Annotated in this window: 13 protein-coding genes; 6 read left to right on the top strand and 7 right to left on the bottom strand. The window is 65.9% G+C overall.

The features are described from left to right. Position 1: 1 nt before the first annotated feature. Positions 2-826: an ABC transporter permease gene (locus NH14_RS23770; protein WP_035533283.1), complete on the bottom strand. Its 825-nt coding sequence runs from the start codon at positions 824-826 to the stop codon at positions 2-4. Beyond that, positions 823-1,575 carry an ABC transporter ATP-binding protein gene (locus NH14_RS23775; protein ID WP_052148477.1) on the bottom strand — a complete coding sequence of 251 codons (753 nt, stop codon included), beginning with the start codon at positions 1,573-1,575 and terminating at the stop codon, positions 823-825. The genes NH14_RS23770 and NH14_RS23775 overlap by 4 nt, the downstream gene beginning before the upstream one ends. A 90-nt stretch (positions 1,576-1,665) precedes the next feature. Here NH14_RS23775 and NH14_RS23780 point away from each other — a divergent pair, with 90 nt between their 5' ends. After that, a complete protein-coding gene (locus NH14_RS23780) occupies positions 1,666-4,008 on the top strand; it encodes an AsmA family protein (RefSeq protein WP_168727157.1) in 2,343 nt (780 codons plus the stop codon). 93 nt (positions 4,009-4,101) lie between these two features. Here NH14_RS23780 and NH14_RS23785 read toward each other — a convergent pair whose 3' ends face one another. Further along, positions 4,102-4,605, bottom strand: coding sequence for a hypothetical protein (locus NH14_RS23785; protein ID WP_035533281.1), 504 nt, complete (start codon positions 4,603-4,605; stop codon positions 4,102-4,104). Positions 4,606-5,031: 426 nt separating this feature from the next. Between NH14_RS23785 and NH14_RS23790 the strand changes: the two genes are divergently transcribed. From NH14_RS23790 to NH14_RS23800, 3 genes are all read left to right on the top strand, one after another. Further along, positions 5,032-6,699, top strand: a complete 1,668-nt coding sequence (locus tag NH14_RS23790; protein ID WP_035533279.1) for a sensor histidine kinase — start codon at positions 5,032-5,034, stop codon at positions 6,697-6,699. A gap of 58 nt (positions 6,700-6,757) precedes the next feature. After that, on the top strand, positions 6,758-7,327 hold the full coding sequence (locus NH14_RS23795; protein WP_084225909.1) for a response regulator: 570 nt from the start codon (positions 6,758-6,760) through the stop codon (positions 7,325-7,327). Between the two features lie 96 nt (positions 7,328-7,423). Further along, positions 7,424-9,421: a hybrid sensor histidine kinase/response regulator gene (locus NH14_RS23800; RefSeq protein ID WP_237179746.1), complete on the top strand. Its 1,998-nt coding sequence runs from the start codon at positions 7,424-7,426 to the stop codon at positions 9,419-9,421. 68 nt (positions 9,422-9,489) lie between these two features. On the opposite strand, the gene mscL is transcribed toward NH14_RS23800, so the two are convergent. The 4 genes from mscL to mfd form a co-directional block, all read right to left on the bottom strand. Further along, a complete protein-coding gene (gene mscL / locus NH14_RS23805) occupies positions 9,490-9,927 on the bottom strand; it encodes a large conductance mechanosensitive channel protein MscL (RefSeq protein WP_035533277.1) in 438 nt (145 codons plus the stop codon). Between the two features lie 169 nt (positions 9,928-10,096). Then, entirely contained in the window at positions 10,097-11,107 is a 1,011-nt protein-coding gene (locus NH14_RS23810) for a threonine/serine dehydratase family protein (protein ID WP_035533275.1), read from the bottom strand. Positions 11,108-11,171: 64 nt separating this feature from the next. Then, entirely contained in the window at positions 11,172-12,392 is a 1,221-nt protein-coding gene (argE, locus tag NH14_RS23815) for an acetylornithine deacetylase (RefSeq protein ID WP_035533273.1), read from the bottom strand. Positions 12,393-12,518: 126 nt separating this feature from the next. Then, positions 12,519-16,007 carry a transcription-repair coupling factor gene (mfd, locus tag NH14_RS23820; RefSeq protein WP_035533271.1) on the bottom strand — a complete coding sequence of 1,163 codons (3,489 nt, stop codon included), beginning with the start codon at positions 16,005-16,007 and terminating at the stop codon, positions 12,519-12,521. A gap of 282 nt (positions 16,008-16,289) precedes the next feature. Here mfd and ispD point away from each other — a divergent pair, with 282 nt between their 5' ends. Both ispD and ispF read left to right on the top strand, forming a co-directional pair. Further along, positions 16,290-17,009: a 2-C-methyl-D-erythritol 4-phosphate cytidylyltransferase gene (gene ispD / locus NH14_RS23825; protein ID WP_035533270.1), complete on the top strand. Its 720-nt coding sequence runs from the start codon at positions 16,290-16,292 to the stop codon at positions 17,007-17,009. A 21-nt stretch (positions 17,010-17,030) separates the two neighbouring features. Further along, the gene (ispF, locus tag NH14_RS23830; RefSeq protein WP_035533268.1) at positions 17,031-17,510 is read left to right on the top strand and encodes a 2-C-methyl-D-erythritol 2,4-cyclodiphosphate synthase; all 480 of its coding nucleotides are present in this window, start codon (positions 17,031-17,033) and stop codon (positions 17,508-17,510) included. Positions 17,511-17,567 lie beyond the last annotated feature (57 nt).

Raw genomic sequence — 17,567 nt, forward strand, 5'->3', positions numbered from 1 at the left:
GTCACGCGCGCGCTTTCGTGCGGGCTTCCCGCTCGATGAGCCGCGCGGCCAGGAAGCAATGCTCGGCCGAAAAAAGCCGCCGGTACGCGAGCACGACAGCGCCCACGGTGCCCAGCGCCGACGATGCCGCGATGAGGAACATGATCACGATCTGATAGCGCACCGCCTGCAGCGGCGATTGTCCCGCGAGCACCTGTCCCGTCATCATGCCGGGCAGGCTCACCACACCCACCACGGCCATCTGGTTCAGCGTCGGGATCATGCCCGCGCGCACGGCCTCGCGCGCGCTCGCCTGGGCCGCCTCCCAGCGCGTGGCGCCGAGCGCAAGGGCGCTTTCCACACGGTCGCGGCGCGCAGTGAGCTCCTGCATCATGCGCTCGACGCCGAGCGACACACCCGTGAGCGTATTGCCGAGAATCATGCCGAGGATCGGTATCGCATATTGCGGCTCGTACCATGGCCGAATGCGGATCACCACGAAAAGCCCTACCGCCGCCACGAGCCACGCGCTGATCCATATCGACACGATGCTGTCCAGGCGCTGGCCCAGATAGGTGCGCGCGCCGCGCTGCGAGCCCGCAATGCCGGCGATGAGCGTCATCAACGCCATGAGCGGCAGCACCGCGTACCAGCGGTTGAACGCGAACACCCAACCGAGCACGTAGCCAATCGCGAGCAACTGCACCACGGTGCGCACGGCGGCCCATGCAAGCTTGCGTTCGAGGTCGAGCTTGAGCAGCACCGAAATGGCGCCGTTGACGAACACCAGCAGCGCCGCGATGGCGACGTCGCCGATGCCGAGGTTCTGCAGCACGCCGGGGTTCATCGCAGGGCTCCCAGTGCGGCGTGCGTGGCGGCGGGCTCGTCGAGCACGCCTGCGCGCATCGTGATGTGGCGCTCGCCCACGCGTTGCGCCTGCACGGGATCGTGCGAGACCCAGACTGTCGCGCGGGCGGTGCGATCGTGTTCGAACCATTGTGCGATCAGCGTTTCGACCGCACGCGCGGATTCGGGATCGAGCGAGGCGGTGGGTTCGTCGAGCAGCAGCGCTTCGGGATCGAGTTGCAGCACGCGCACGAGCGCCACGATCTGCGCTTCGCCGCCGGATAGCTCCGCCGTCTCGCGCGCGAGGAATCCGGACCCTCGGCCTGCTGCGTCGAAGAGCGCACGCGCGCGTGCAGCGTCGAAGGCTGTGTCACGATAGACCGCGAGCGAAAACGGATAGCGCAGGTTGTCTTCCACCGTGCCGTCGATCAGCGCGGGCCGTTGCCGCACGTAGGCAATGTGACGCCGGTAGTGCGGAATCCGCGCGGGCGCGATCGGTTGGCCATGCCAGTGCAGGGTGCCGCCGTCGAGCGGATCGAGCAGCGCGAGCGCGCGCAGGAATACGCTCTTGCCCGATCCGGATGGTCCCGTGAGCACAATGCGTTGACCCGCGTGAAGCGCGAAATCGGTGGACTGTAGCAAGACCTGGTCGCGCTGGACGTCGCGGCGCGTGATGCGTCTTGCTTCGATGAGCGGCGCGCTGGACTTCAGGTCAACGCCGGCCCGGCGCGAATCGTTTTGATGAGTCATCGGAGTATTACAGACAAAGTGAGCAGCCATCAGGCACGCCAGGTGCTGCGTCATCGTTGGCGAAACAACAATGGATAACATGGAGTGCGCATGACGTCACGGCAATCCCACGGCTTGGGCCGCACGCTCGCCAGGATCTTCGCATGGCTCGCGGCCGTTGTCGTGGTGCTGGTTGCCGGGCTTGGCGTATTCATCTATACCTTCGACTGGAATCGCGCCAGACCCTTTGTCAATGAAAAGGTGACGCAAGCTATCGGTCGGCCGTTCGCCATTGTCGGCGACCTCAAGGTGGGCTGGCGCCGGCCGCCGAACGAAACGGGCTGGCGCGCCTGGGTGCCGTGGCCGCGCTTCTCGGCCTCGCGAATCGAAGTGGCAAACCCCGACTGGACCCAGACGCCGCACTTCGCCACGCTCGACGCGATCGATTTCGATGTGGCCGTGCTGCCGCTGCTCGCGCACGACATTGTGATTCCGGCGATTCACCTCGAGAATCCGGCCGTCGATATCGAACGCCTCGCCGACGGGCGCAACAACTGGACCTTCAAGCTGGCGTCGTCGGGCGGGCCTTCCACGTGGAAGCTCGATCTGCACGACATCACGTTCTCCAGCGGCAATATCGCGGTGAGCGACCAGCAGACGAAAACCGATGTGAAGATCGCCGTGACCCTGCTCGGCAAGGGGATTCCGATCGGCGAGGTGATGGCTCAGCAGGAGGCGGCATCGCGCCAGGGTTCCGCCGAGATGATCGGGCGCGCGGGCGCGAACCGGCTCGCGCAGCAGGCGCAGAAGGCGCACGCCTCCGAGGCGGCGGCCGCCAGCGCTGCATCCGCTGCGAGCGCCGTTAGTGCCACCAGTGCCGCAAGCGCCGCAAGCGCGCCCGCAGCTCGCAGGCCGAGCGAGCCGTTCTACGCGATCGGCTGGACCCTCAAGGGCACCTACAACAAGACGCCGGTCTCGGGCGACGGCAAGTTCGGCGGCGTGCTTGCGCTGCAAGACGCAAAGCGGCCGTTCCCGCTTCAGGCCGACGTGCGTTCCGGCGACATGCATATCGCGCTGGTCGGCACGCTTACCGACCCCATGCACCTCGCCGCCGTCGATTTGCGCCTCTGGTTGCAAGGCCAGAGCATGGCGCATCTGTACAGTCTGACCGGCGTGACGCTGCCTGAAACGCCGCCTTACGCAACCGAAGGGCGTTTCGTCGGCCAGTTCCATCGCGGCGCGAGCGTGTTCCGCTACGAGAATTTCACGGGCCGTGTGGGTGGCAGCGACCTGAACGGCACGTTCGTGTACGAGCAGCGCCAGCCGCGCCCGCTGCTCTCCGGCGACCTCGTGTCGAACCTGCTGCAGTTCTCGGATCTGGCGCCGATCATCGGCGCGGACAGTAAGGCTAGCAAGAAGAAGCGTGGCGACACGGTCAGGCAGCCTGCAGGCCGCGTGATCCCCGCCGAGCCGTTCAAGACCGATCGCTGGACGTCCATCGACGCCGACGTGAAGTTCACCGGCAAAAGCATCATCAAGCAGGGCAGCCTGCCGATCCAGGACCTCCACACGCACGTGATCCTGACCGATGGCGTGCTCAAGTTTGAACCCCTGCAATTCGGCGTGGCGGGCGGCACGTTCGCCACGCGGCTCTCGCTCGATGGCAGTGGCGAGCCGCTCAAGGCGCGCGGCACCGTTTCCGCGCGCCACCTGAAGCTCAAGGAACTGTTCCCGAAGTTCAAATCGATGYAGTCGGCGCTCGGCGAAATCAACGGCGACGCTTCGCTTTCCGCGACCGGCAATTCGCCGGCGGCGCTCGCGGCCACCTCCAACGGCGAGGTGAAGGCGCTGGTCACGCAAGGCACCATCAGCCGCCTGCTGATGGAAGCGGCGGGCCTGAATGTGGCCAATGTGGTCTACGAAAAGCTGTTCGGAACCCGCGATGTGAACATCAATTGCGCGGCGGCGGATTTCGTTGCGACCAACGGCGTGCTCGATCCACGCGTGTTCGCGCTGGACACCGACGACGCAGTGATCGACATCGATGGCCCCATCGATCTGCGCGACGAATCGATGAACATGAGGGTGCATCCGCACACCAAAGGTTTCCGGGTGTTCTCGTTGCGCTCGCCGCTCTACGTGAAGGGTACGTTCCAGAATCCGCATGTGGGCGTGGACGCCGCAGCGCTCGCGCTGCGCGGCGGCGCCATGGTGGGGCTCGGGCTCATCAACCCGTTCATGGCGCTCTTGCCGCTCGTCGCGCCGAGCAACAACAAGCCGTTACCGTGCGATCAGTTGTTCGCGCAGATCCGCCAGCGTCCGGCCGCACCACCGCCGGGCCAGAAAATGCAAGCCTTGCCGCCGCCCGCCAGCGGGGCGAAGGTGGTCTCGCCGCCGGTGACGCATGGCGACGCCGCGCCCACCGGCACGCAGGGTCTGTACAAGGGCAGTTGAGGCAGATGAGATGGCCGGCGAATTTCAGCCGCGCAGATACACGCAGATACGACAACGCCCGACGCTTGGGCGTCGGGCGTTGTTCAGAATAGCTCAGCGCAACTGTTGGCGCGGTGCCGGATCGCCCGTGGTGTCCTGGCGGCGAGCCGCGTGCCGCAAGCTGATGCCAGAGCGGCTTCCGCCGAACTCGGGCAGGATTCGCCCGCGTGCCCGGCTCGCGAACACGAGGAAGCCGAAGCCGTCGGCCTCGTACCAGTAGCCGCCGTTCTCTAGCCCTTCGATCGGCTGCTCGAGCGCATGCGCGATCGATTCGATGCAGCGCCGGCGCAATTCACTCGTGCCGGGATAGGGCGGATGCGCACCGCGGACGCTGCATAACAGCACGTCCAGCCCAGGCAGCACGTGTGCATAGAGCACCGGCTCGTCCTGCGCGCGTGCGCGTGCGATCTTGGTGTCGAGTTGACCAAACGGCTTGAAGTGGCTGAGTACGGCGAGAAACGACTCGTCGCCATCCGCCCTGATGCGTTTACGCTTTTTCGGGAAAGACATAAAAATTCGCCTGAAAAAGGTGGATTGCAAAATACGCAGCGTTCCCATGCGACCACTCCCGGACTGGTGCGCCGCACGTCGATCCCACATGCATACCGATTTGCCGGATTCACGAGGACTCAGGCCCGTGAGGACCCTGTCGACATCCTCGTTGTGTCAGGCAAACGCCATGCCGGACCACACGTCGCGCTCATGTAGGTATCCCGGCGCTCTCTCGCTACCATTACTTATCTCCGGTCTCAATAATAGACCTGCACGCGCGCGCGGTGTGACGATTTCTCCGGAAAATGCCCGCTTTTCTCACTAGGTGGTGCGGGTCACCACATACGTTGTAATCTCATAATCTACCGGGGATAATGATTTGGCACGGGCGGCGCGGCCTTTTCGCGGCACGCGAGGGACCTGGCCTGGGGTGGCCGGGCGGGGAGGTCCGGCGCGCAAGCGCGGCCCTGAGCGGCATCCAATCAGACAGACATGAAACTGTTCGCCAAGGGGCTTTTGCTGATCGCGATACCGAGCGCAATCGAGCTCGCGCTGCTCGGCATCGTATTCGATACGCAAGGCGAGGCCGCCCAGGCCGCGAAGAGCGCCGAGAACAGCAAGCAGATTCTCTGGCAGGCCGCGGGCCTCGCCCATCCACTGTTGCGCGAGGCCGCGCGGGTACGCACGGCGATCGTGCTCGAAGATCCATCGTTCATCGACCGTCGCGCCGTCTGGGCCGAATTCTCCGACCGCATCGGGCTGCTCGCGCATATGGTGGGCGACAACCCCACGCAACTCGCGCGCATCCAGCGCATCAACGATTATGCGCGGATGTGGCGCGCGCGCTGCAGCAAGGTGGCCGACGCGCTGCGCGCCAGTGAGGCCGGCGGCTTCGCCTATACGGGCGGCGTCGGCCTGCCGCCGGAAATCGACGCGGTGCGTAGCGAGCTGGATGCGTTCATCGCGGAGCAAACGCGCTTTGACGAAGCACGCAGCGCCTCGCTGCGCAAGAGCCGCGAGCGGCAGCAGGATGCGCTCATCTTCGCGGTCGTCGGGTCGATGTTGATCTGGGCCGCCACCGCCGTCGTGTTCGCGCGCAATGTGGGCGTGCGCCTTGCCGCGCTGAGCGCCAATGCGCAACGGCTCGGCGTTGGCGTGGCGCTCGCGCCGCCGCTTGCCGGCAACGATGAAATTGCCTCGCTCGACGCCGTGCTCAACCAGACGAGCCGGCGCCTCGCCGAAGCCGAGCATGAACAGACCGCGCTCAAGGCGCAATTGCAGGAGCGCGCCGCGGACCTCGCCGCCGCCAACGACAACTTGCGCCAGGAGAGCCAGGACAACGAGATGTTCATCTACAGCGTCTCGCACGACCTTCGCTCGCCGCTCGTGAATCTGCAAGGCTTTTCGAAGGAATTGCAGGTTTCGTGCGGCGATCTGCGCGAGCAGATCGATCTGGCCGATCTGCCGGCTAACGAGCGCCAGCATATGGTGGAGTTGCTCGAAGGCGATGTCGAAGAGTCGCTGCAATTCCTGCGCCAGGCCGTGGCGCGCGCGGCCTCCATCATCGATGCGCTGTTGCGCATGTCGCGCGCCGGGCGACTCGAGTACCGCTGGCAGCGCGTGAATGTGGGGCGGATTGTCGAGCGTGCGCTCGCCGGTCTCGCAGCGGGGCTCGCGCAGCAGGCGCGCATCGAGGTGCGCGAGCTGCCGCCTGCATGGGGCGACCCCGCGGCGCTCGAGCAGATCTTCGGCAACCTGATCGACAACGCCTTGCGTCATCTCGATCCGGCGCGGCCCGGGCATGTGGAAATCGGCGCACTGGAGCCGGGCGAGGGCGCGGATCGTAGTGCGGCGCTGTCCTCCACGTCGTCCGCCACACTGTCCGACGTCGCCGGCGATACCTCGCGCATATCGGGCACACGCACGCGGACCTACTATGTGCGCGACAATGGCGTCGGAATCCCGTCGGCGTATCTGCCCAAGCTCTTTCGCGCGTTCCAGCGCCTGCACGGCGGCGAGTCGGACGGGCAGGGCACGGGGCTCGCGCTCGCGCGCCGCATTGCGGAGCGCCATGGCGGACGCATCTGGGTCGAGTCGACGCAAGGCGCGGGCTCCACCTTCTTCGTTGCGCTGCCCGACGAGCCGCTGCGTGCGGCATGAGGACACGACCATTGAATCGCATGAGGAAACGTCGGAGAGCGTTATGAGGGAGGGAGAGATGGCTGAAAATAAGGCGGACGACAGCGCAGCGGCGCAGCCGGATCCGCACCATGGCGGTGCGCGAGCCGCCCTCCCGGCCGAACGTGGCGAGCCCGGGCGGCGCGTGAGCATCGTGCTGATCGAAGACGACGATGGGCATGCCACGCTGGTCGAACGCAACCTGCGGCGCTCGGGCGTGTCCAACGGCTTTTTGCGTTTTCGCGACGGCCAGGAGGCGCTCGATTACTTCTTCGGCGCGCCGGGCGCTGACACGGTTGCAGCGTCGAATTACCCGTCGCGAGAAGAACTGGCGAATTTCGTCGTGCTACTCGATCTGCGCATGCCGCGCGTGGACGGCTTCGAAGTGCTGCGGCGGTTGAAGGCCGATCCCGTGACCGCTTCGGTGCCGGTGATCGTGCTCACCACGACCGACGATCCGCGCGAGATCGAGCGTTGTTACGAACTGGGCTGCAATGTGTACATCACGAAGCCTGTCGAATATGACGCATTCATCGAGGCGGTGCGGCGGCTCGGATTTTTTCTCCAGGTCGTCAAGTTGCCACCGGGGCATCGTTTTTTGCGTCCGTGATGTTTTCGATTCACGCAGGATCACCACGACAATATCGATACCGCGCGAGTCAGCGGCGCGGCGCCAGTCACAAGGGATGCTCGACGCATGAGCGGCATGAACGGCATAAATGACTTGAACGAAGGGGCGCCGATGTTGGCGGGCGCGCACGTGCTCGTCGTCGACGATGACGAAGGTATTCTGCGGCTCGCGCGCAAATCGCTAGTGCGGGCCGGCGCGCGCGTGGATACCTGCACGGGCGTTGGCGAGGCGCGCGCGGTGCTCGCGGCGCGCACGCCAGACGTGCTCGTGCTCGATTACCAATTGGACGGCGCCGAGACCGGGCTCGACTTTTTTCGGCGCCTGCGTGCCGAAGACGTGCGTGTGCCGGCGATACTCGTCACCGGCTTCACCGACGAATCGCGCGTGATCGCCGCGCTGCGCGCGGGCGTCTCCGACGTGGTGCCGAAGTCGGGCGATTACCTCGACTACTTGCCCGAAGCGGTGGCACGCGTGCTCGCACAGGTCGCGCTGCAGCGTGCCTCCGACGAGGCGCTGCTCCTGCGCGATCGCGAAGAGCATTACCGCACGCTGTCCGAGGCGCTGCCGCACCTCGTGTTCACCTGCCGCGCGGACGGCGAGTGCGATTTTCTTTCGAAGCAATGGCGCGAATACACGGGCATCGACGCCGACACGACGCACGGCCTCGCGTGGCTCGACGCCGTGCATCCGGACGACCGCGACGAGATTCGCGACACCTGGCTCAAAGCCGTGCGCACCGCCAACGACGATTACCGGCACGAACTGCGCATTCTTCGCCACGACGGCGCATATCGATGGTTCGATGTCCGAATCGTTGCGATGCGCGATCCGCGCGGCGGCGTCAACAAGTGGTTCGGCAGTTGCACCGACATCCATGCTCAGCGCGAATCGAACGAAGAGCGCGAGTTGCTGCTGGCCTCGGAGCAGGCCGCGCGTCAGGCGGCTGAAGAGGCCAATCGCGCAAAGGATCGCTTTCTGGCGATGCTTTCGCACGAGTTGCGCACGCCGCTCACGCCGGTGCTGGCCGGCACGCGCCTGCTCGAACAGATCGACGGCTTGCCCGATGCCGCGCGCGCAGGCGTGCTGATGATCCGCCGCAATATCGAACTCGAGGCGCGCCTGATCGACGATCTGCTCGATCTCACGCGCGTGGCGAACGGCAAGCTGAGCCTCACGCTCGACACGGTCGACGTGCATGAGGTGATCGACGCGGTGCTAGAACTCTTTCATAGCGAAATCCAGATCAAGCAGCAGGACGTGCACGTCGAGCGACTGGCGCAGCATCACTACGTGCGCGGCGACCGCGCGCGCATGCAGCAGATGTTCTGGAATCTCGTGCGCAACGCGGCGAAATTCACGCCCGACGGCGGCCATATTTACGTGCGCACGCGCGATGAGCGCATGCATGTGGTGATCGAAGTCGAGGACACCGGCATCGGCATCGCCCCTGACCAGATCGGCAAGCTCTTTCACGCCTTCGAGCAGGGCAGCCACAACATGACGCGGCAGTTCGGCGGCCTCGGCCTTGGACTCGCGGTGACGAAGGCGCTGACCGAGGCGCATGGCGGCACCGTGAGCGCGAAGAGCCCGGGCTCGCACTGCGGTGCGACCTTCACGATCGTGCTGCCGACCGCGGCGCCCGGCTCGGGCGTCGCATGCCCCGCGGACGACAGCGAGCCGCACCGTGCGGGCGCGCTCGACATCCTCCTGATCGAGGACCACGACGATACGGCCGAAGTCATGTCGCAACTGATCCGCGCACTTGGCCACGAAGTTTCGGTGGCCGCGAGCGTGGCCGGCGCGCTCGCGCTCTCGGCTGCGCAGCGCTTCGATCTGGTAGTGAGCGATATCGGATTGCCGGACGGCTCGGGCATCGACTTCATCCGTGCATTCCGCAAGGAGTCGGCGGCGCCGGCCATCGCGCTCACCGGCTTCGGCACTGACGACGACGTGCGCCGCAGTCTCGAAGCCGGCTTCACCGCGCATCTCACGAAGCCCGTGAATTTCGATCAGCTCGAGCGCTTGATCGAAGCGACGGTGATACAGCGCGCAGGCGATACATCAGCGGCCTGAGCATGGCCTGCGAGGACGCAAAAAAGCCGCGAAGCGGGCTTTTTTGCTGACTATCTTACTTCTTGGGCTTACTTCTTGAGCGAGTCGCGAATCTCGCGCAGCAGCAACACGTCTTCGGGCGTGGGCGGCGGCGCGGCCGGCGCGGGCGGTTCCGCCTGGCGCAGCTTGTTCACGAACTTCACCATCAGAAAGATGATGAAAGCGAGGATCACGAAGTTGATCAGCGCCGTGATGAACGCACCGTAGCCAAACACGGCCACGCCGGCGGTTTGCAGATCCTTGTAGGAGTCGGGATTGCCCTTGAAGGTATCGGGGATGTGGCCGAGCCGGACGAACAGGTTCGAGAAGTCGAGACCGCCCGTAACCACGCCAATCACCGGCATGATGAGATCCTTCACGACCGAGTTGACGATGGTCGAGAAGGCGCCGCCGATGATCACACCGACTGCCAGATCCATCACATTGCCTTTGACGGCAAACTCCTTGAACTCCTTGATGATGCTCATGAGCAGGCTCTCCTTGAACGGGGGCGGGACGGGCCGGGGGCACAACGGCGCAATGGGCACAACGGCGCAATGGGCACAACGGCGCAATGATAACGAACGCATCCGCAATGCGGTAGCGATTTGACACTGCATAACATTGTGTCGATAGCCCCTTGGGCGTGGCGTGGCCTCAGTGGGCCTGCTCGATCTGCTCGCTAAAGCGTTGCGGATCCGTATTGGTCCCGCACAGCAGGACACCCACGCGCTTGCCCTCCAGCGTGTCGCGCAGCGGCCCGTAGAGGCCCGCGGTGGCCGTTGCGCAGGCCGGCTCGACGGCGAGCTTCAGCTCGTCAAAGAGCAGGCGCATCGCCGCGCGCAGCGCGTCGTCGGAGACCGTGACGACGCGCTCGATGTGACGGCGGCATAGCGTATAGCTGTATTGCTCGGTATGCGGCGACATGAGTGAGTCCGCAATCGTCTGCATGTGGGTCATGCGTATCGTGTGATTTGCCGCGAAGCTGCGGCTCATTACGTCGGCGCCCTCTGGCTCCACGCCGTAGACGCGCACGCGCGGGTTGGCGAGGCGCAGCGCCGTAGCCACGCCCGCGGCCAGCCCGCCGCCGCCGATCGGCACGATCACGGCGTCGAGATCGGGTGCCTGGGTCGCCCATTCGTAGCCGAGCGTCGCGGTGCCGAGCACCGTGCGATAGCCGTTGAACGGATGCACGAAATAGCGGCCTTCCTCGGCCTCGATGCGGCGCACGATCTCGAAGGCCTCGCGGCTGTCGTTGGCCCGCACGATTTCAGCTCCCAGCCGGCGGCACTGCTCGACTCGTGCTTCACTCGCGGTGCGAAAGAGCACGACTTTCACGCCGATGCCAAGCCGCTTCGCCGCATACGCGACCGCGATCGCATGATTGCCGCCCGAGACGCAGGTGACGCCCGCGCTGCGCTGCGCCGCGCTGAGCGCGAGCAGGTGCGTGAACGCGCCGCGCACCTTGAAGCTGCCGCCCGCCTGCAGCAGTTCGAACTTGAAATTGACGTGCGTGTTGCCGAGCGAAGGCAGGTCGTGGCGGTCGAACACCGGTGTGCGCAGCACCCACGGCGCCAGCGAGAAGTGCTGCGAGGCGATCTCGTCGAGCGTTGGAATGGCTTCGCCGTCGATCGTGCGATCGGTGGGCAGCGGCGTGGCGGTTGACATGGCGTTGGACCTGCGCGCGGGACGAGTGTGTTGAAGAGGGCTGCCTCGATGACGATTGCGAAGACTACTGCGCTTGCGCCTCGACCGATAGGCCGTGCACGAGCTTGCGCAGGAAGCCCTCGCATGCCGCGAGCTGGTCCAGCGAGACGAATTCGTTGGGCTTGTGCGCCTGCTCGATGTCGCCCGGGCCGCACACCACGCTCGGAACGCCGGCGCGCGCGAAGAGGCCCGCTTCGGTGCCGTACGCCACCTTGCGGCGCGTGCGGTCGGCGGTGAGCGCGCGCACGAGCTGGGTGATCGCCGCCTGCTCGCTGTCGTCGAGTCCCGGCGCGGCAGCGATTTTCATGAACTCGATCGCGCCCGCCGCGTTTTCGCGCTGCATCTTCGGCACGAGCGTCTCGCGCGCGTATTGCTCGATGCGCGCGAAGATCGCGTCGGGGTCGAGCGTGGGCAGGTTGCGGAATTCGAAGGCGAAGAGGCATTCGGCCGGCACTGTGTTGATTGCGTTGCCGCCTTCGATCGTGCTGGTTTGCGCGGTCGTGAACGGCACGTCGTAGAGCTCGTCGAACGGGCCCTTCGCGCGGAACTCGTCGGCGATGTCGCGGATATGGCAGATCAGGCGCGCAGCGTATTCGATGGCATTCAGGCCGCGCGGCGTGAGCGACGAATGTGCCGCATGCCCGCGCACGCAGCATTGATACGCGTTGATGCCCTTGTGCGCCACGATCGGGCGCATGCTCGTGGGTTCGCCAACGATGCAGCCCTCGGGCTTCACGCCGCGCCTGACGAGATCTTCGATCATGAGCGGGGCGCCGACGCAGCCGACTTCCTCGTCGAACGAGAGCGCGAGATGCAGCGGCTTCGCGAGCTTGATCTGCTGGATCTCGGGCACGAGCGAAAGCGCCGTGCCGATAAAGCCCTTCATGTCGCAAGTGCCGCGTCCATAGAGCAGGCCGTCGCGGATCTCGGGCTTGAACGGGGCGCTGTCCCACTTCTGGCCGTCGACGGGCACCACATCGGTGTGGCCCGAGAGCACGATGCCGCCATCGGTCGAGCCGTCGTGCGCGGGCAAGGTGGCGAACAGGTTGGCCCATTTGCCGTTGTGGCCATAGGTGAGCGTCGATTCGATGCCGCGCGCGCGCAGGTCGTCGCGCACGGTCTCGATCAGCCCGAGATTCGGATGGCGGCTGACCGTATCCATCGACACGAGACGGGTGACCCAGGGGAGCGCGGCGGGAAGGGAGGCAGGGAGGGACGACTGCGCTGATTCAGCGGCGATGGTCATGATGGACTCCAGCTTGCTTGTCTATCCATATTACCCAAAAAGGACCGCTCAAGCCAAAACGCCCGGGCCGAAGCGGCCCGGGCGTGCGATGGCGCGGTGCAATATGCGCCCCGCGCCGGGGCGTATTCAGCGTGCCGCTGCCCGCGCCGGCGCGCCGAGCGCGCGCAGCGTCTCCTTGACCGTCGCCACGCGCACGGCGAGGTCGGGGCTGCGCGATTCGATGCGCAGCTTGTCCTGGCCCGCGAGCTTGACGTGCTTGTGCTTCTGCACCATTTCGATGATGCGCATGGCGTCGATGGGCGGATTCGGCACGAACTGCAGCCCGATCACGGCCTCGCCCGCGTCGATCTTGGTGATGCCGAGCGGCTTGGCCGCGAGGCGCAGCCGATGCGTTTCGATCAGCGCATGCGCCTGCGGCGGCATCTTGCCGAAGCGGTCGATTAGCTCCTCCTGAATGCCGTCGATCGAATCGTCGTGCTCGCAGTTCGCAAGGCGCTTGTAGAGCGACAGGCGCTCCTGGACATCGCCGCAATAGTCGGCCGGCAAGATTGCGGGCGCATGCAAATTGATCTCCGTGGTCGCGGCGAGCGGCGCGTTCAGATCGGGCTCGCGGCCATCCTTGAGCGCCTTCACGGCGTCGTTGAGCATGTCGGTGTAAAGCTGGAAGCCGATCTCGTGGATTTCGCCCGACTGCTTGTCGCCGAGCACTTCGCCCGTGCCGCGGATTTCGAGGTCGTGCATCGCGAGATAGAAGCCCGCGCCCAGTTCCTCCATCTGCTGAATCGCTTCGAGACGGCGCTGCGCCTGCTTCGTGAGGCCCTGCGGGTCGTGCACGAGCAAGTACGCATAAGCCTGGTGGTGCGAGCGCCCGACGCGGCCGCGCAGTTGGTGCAATTGCGCGAGGCCGAATTTGTCGGAGCGGTGAATGAGGATGGTGTTCGCGGTCGGCACGTCGATGCCGGTCTCGATGATGGTCGTGCACAGCAGCACGTTCGCGCGCTGCGCCACGAAATCGCGCATCACGGCTTCGAGTTCGCGCTCGTGCATCTGGCCGTGCGCGACCGCAATGCGCGCCTCGGGCACGAGCGCTTCGAGCATCGCGCGGCGATTCTCGATGGTTTCGACTTCGTTGTGCAGGAAATAAACCTGGCCGCCGCGCTTGAGCTCGCGCAGCATGGCTTCGCGAATCACGCTGTCTTCCTCGCGGCGCACGAAGGTCTTGATGGCGAGGCGCTTTTGCGGCGCGGTCGCGATCACGGAGAAGTCGCGCAGGCCTTCGAGCGCCATGCCGAGCGTGCGCGGAATCGGTGTGGCGGTGAGCGTGAGCACGTCCACTTCTGCTCGCAGTGCCTTCAGCGCCTCCTTCTGGCGCACGCCGAAACGATGCTCCTCGTCGATGATCACGAGCCCGAGGCGCTTGAACTGCACATCGGACGACAACAGCTTGTGCGTGCCGATCACGATGTCGACGCTGCCCTCGTTGATCTGCTGAATCGCGCTGCTCACTTCCTTCGCGGACTTGAAGCGCGAAAGCTCGGCGATGCGCACGGGCCAGTCGGCGAAGCGGTCGGTGAAGGTTTGCGTGTGCTGCTCCGCGAGCAGCGTGGTGGGCGAGAGGATCGCTACCTGCTTGCCGCCCATCACGGCGATGAACGCAGCGCGCAGCGCCACTTCGGTCTTGCCGAAGCCCACATCGCCGCACACGAGGCGGTCCATGGGCTTGCCGCTCGTCATGTCGCCGATCACGGCCGCGATGGCCGCCGCCTGGTCGGGCGTTTCCTCGAAGCCGAAGCTCTCCGCGAATTTCACATAGTCGCGCGGTTCGAGCGCGAACGCGTGGCCCTCGCGCGCGGCGCGGCGCGCGTAGAGGTTGAGCAGCTCGGCAGCGGTGTCGCGGATCTGCTGCGCGGCCTTGCGGCGCGCCTTTTCCCATTGGCCCGAGCCGAGCGCGTGCAGCGGCGCGCTTTCCGGATCGGCGCCGCTATAGCGCGAAATCACGTGCAGCTGCGAGACCGGCACGTAGAGCTTGCTCGCGCTGGCGTATTCGAGGTGCAGAAACTCGGTGTCGCCTTCGCCGAGGTCCATCGTCACGAGCCCGTGGTAGCGGCCGATGCCGTGCTGAGCGTGCACGACGGGGTCGCCCACCTTGAGCTCGGAGAGGTCGCGCACCATCGAATCGACGTTGCTCGCCTGTTCCTGGCGGCGGCGTCCCGCGCGGCGCGCGAGCGGGCCATAGAGCTCGCTTTCGGTGATGATCGCGAGACCTTCGCCGGGCAGCGCGAAGCCGGTCGAGAGCGGCGCCACGCCCAGCGCGAAACGCTCATCGCTGCCGAGCCAGTCTGCGTAGCTGTCCGCGGACGTGGGGCGCAGATGGTTCTCGGCCAGCAGTTGCGCGATGGTCTCGCGCCGTCCCGCCGACTCCACCGCGAACAGCACGCGGTTCTTCGTGGCGTTCAGATAATCGCGCAGCGCGGCGAGCGGGTCGTCGGCGTGACGGTCGATCGCGAGGCTCGGCAGCGCGTTGGCCCAGCCGCCCGCGCTTGCGGCCGGCAGCGCGAGGCGCGCGAACGGCTTGGCGAGCGTGAAGAAGTCCTCGTCGGTCAGGAACAGGCGCTGCGGCTCAAGGATCGGCCGCTCGCGGTCGTGCGCGAGGAAGTTGTGGCGCTGTTTGGTATCGGCGGTGAAGCGGCGGATCGAGGCGTCGAGGTCGCCCGAAAACACCAGCTGCGCATTTTCGGGCAGATAGTGGAACAGCGTGGCCGTCTCTTCGAAGAAGAGCGGCAGGTAGTACTCGATGCCTGCGGACGGCACGCCGTTGCCGATGTCCTTGTAGATGGACGCGCGGCTCGGATCGCCTTCGAACACCTCGCGCCAGCGGCTGCGAAATGCCGTGCGCGCGGCCTCGTCGAATGGAAACTCGCGGCCCGGCAAGAGGCGGACGTCCTTGACCGGATAGAGGCTGCGCTGGTTGTCGGGGTCGAACGCGCGGATCGAATCGACTTGATCGTCGAAGAGGTCGATGCGGTACGGCAGCGGCGAGCCCATCGGGAACAGGTCGATCAGCGAGCCGCGCACGCAGTATTCGCCGGGTCGCACGACCTGGCTCACGTGCTCGTAGCCCGCCAGCGTGAGCTGCGATTTGAGCTTTGCTTCGTCGAGGCGCTCGCCTTGTGCAAACGAGAACGTATAGGCCGCGAGAAACGACGCGGGCGGCATGCGGTAGAGCGCGGTCGTGGCCGGGACGATGAGGATGTCGCAGCGGCCTTCGCCGAGATCGTGCAGCGTCGCGAGGCGCTCGGACACGAGGTCCTGGTGCGGCGAGAACGTGTCGTAGGGCAGCGTTTCCCAGTCGGGCAGCAGGCGCACGCGCGCATCGGGCGCGAAGAACGGGATCTCCTGGGCGAGGCGCTGGGCGTCCACGGCGCTCGCGCAGATTACCGCGAGCAAAGGCGCGCCCGGCGCGCTCGCGCGCGAAGCCTCGCGATAGCGGGCGATCAGGAGCGCATCGGACGAGCCGTGCGTGCCGTCGAAGGCAAAGCGCTGCCCCGGTTTGACGATGGCGACCGGAGACGGGGACGAAGACGGCGACTGCTGGGGTGCGGCGATATCGGACATAGGGGGCAACAGAGTGGCGAGGCGCTGCTTATCGTATGCGTCGGTTATGTGTCAGTAGCGGGGCGCGCGGTGCAGCGCGCATGCGATCCGGTGAGCGACAGTCATTCGTAAGGTAAAGGGGCGCGGCCTGGCGAAGGGCGGGCGACGTATCCGCCACGCCCACCACGCCCGCCAGCGCCGGTTGCGGCGCAGGCCGAGGGGCCAGAGCGAACGGCTGACGTATGGTCAAAGGACCTATTATAAAATCCGTCCTTTACTTTGACTCATGCGGCCCGCAATACTGTGACCTCACGCCTTTTTGCCCTGATCCCCTGTGCCGGCACCGGCAGCCGCTCGGGATCGGCGATGCCCAAACAATATCGGGCGGTCGCCGGACACGAACTTCTGCACTATACGCTTGCGGCATTCGACGCCTGCAGCGAATTCACCCAGACGCTCGTGGTTATTTCTCCCGACGATAACCATTTCGACGCGCGCCGCTTCGCCGGCCTGCGCTTCGCGGTGCGCCGCAAGGGCGGGGCGTCGCGCCAGGCGTCGGTCTACAACGGCCTGATCGCGCTGGCCGAGTTCGGCGCCACCGACGACGATTGGGTGCTCGTGCACGACGCCGCGCGCCCCGGCATCACGCCCGCGTTGATCCGCTCGCTCGTCGATGCGCTCAAGGACGACCCCGTAGGCGGCATCATGGCGCTGCCCGTCGCCGACACGCTCAAGCGCGTCGCGCCCCAGCACGTGCCGGGCGGCCCGCGCATCGAGCGCACGCAAGCGCGCGACGGCCTCTGGCAGGCCCAGACCCCGCAAATGTTCCGCATCGGCATGCTGCGCACGGCGATCGAGCGCGCGCAGCAAGACGGCCACGATCTCACCGACGAAGCGAGCGCCATCGAATGGCTCGGCCATTCGCCGCGGCTCGTGCAGGGCAGCCTGCGCAACTTCAAGGTGACCTACCCGGAAGACTTCGCACTCGCCGAAGCCATTCTCAGCCGCAATCCTGGAAACTGAGTTACACGGAACACTTCACATATGGATATCAGAATCGGACAAGGCTATGACGTGCACGCGCTCGTGCCGGGACGTCCGCTCGTCATTGGCGGCGTGACCGTGCCTTACGAGCGCGGGCTGCTCGGCCACTCGGACGCCGACGTACTCCTGCACGCGATCACCGATGCGCTGTTCGGCGCCGCTGCGCTCGGCGACATCGGCCGCCATTTCCCGGACACCGACAAGCAGTTCTACGGCGCGAACAGCCGCGTGCTGCTGCGCGAGTGCCTGCGCCGCGTGCAGGAGGCGGGCTTCACGCTCGTGAACGTGGACACCACCGTGATTGCGCAGGCGCCGAAGCTTGCGCCGCATATCGAAGCGATGCGCGCATGCATTGCGGAAGATCTGCAACTGCCGCTCGATCGCGTGAACGTGAAGGCAAAAACCAACGAGAAGCTCGGCTATCTGGGCCGTGGCGAAGGCATCGAAGCGCAGGCGGTTGTGCTGCTCACGCGCGCTTAGCAGGCCGTGTGCCTGCTGCCATAACGAGGGCGGTGATTGCATCTGCAATCACCGCCC

The sequence above is a fragment of the Paraburkholderia sacchari genome (assembly GCF_000785435.2).
GTDB classification, from domain to species: domain Bacteria; phylum Pseudomonadota; class Gammaproteobacteria; order Burkholderiales; family Burkholderiaceae; genus Paraburkholderia; species Paraburkholderia sacchari.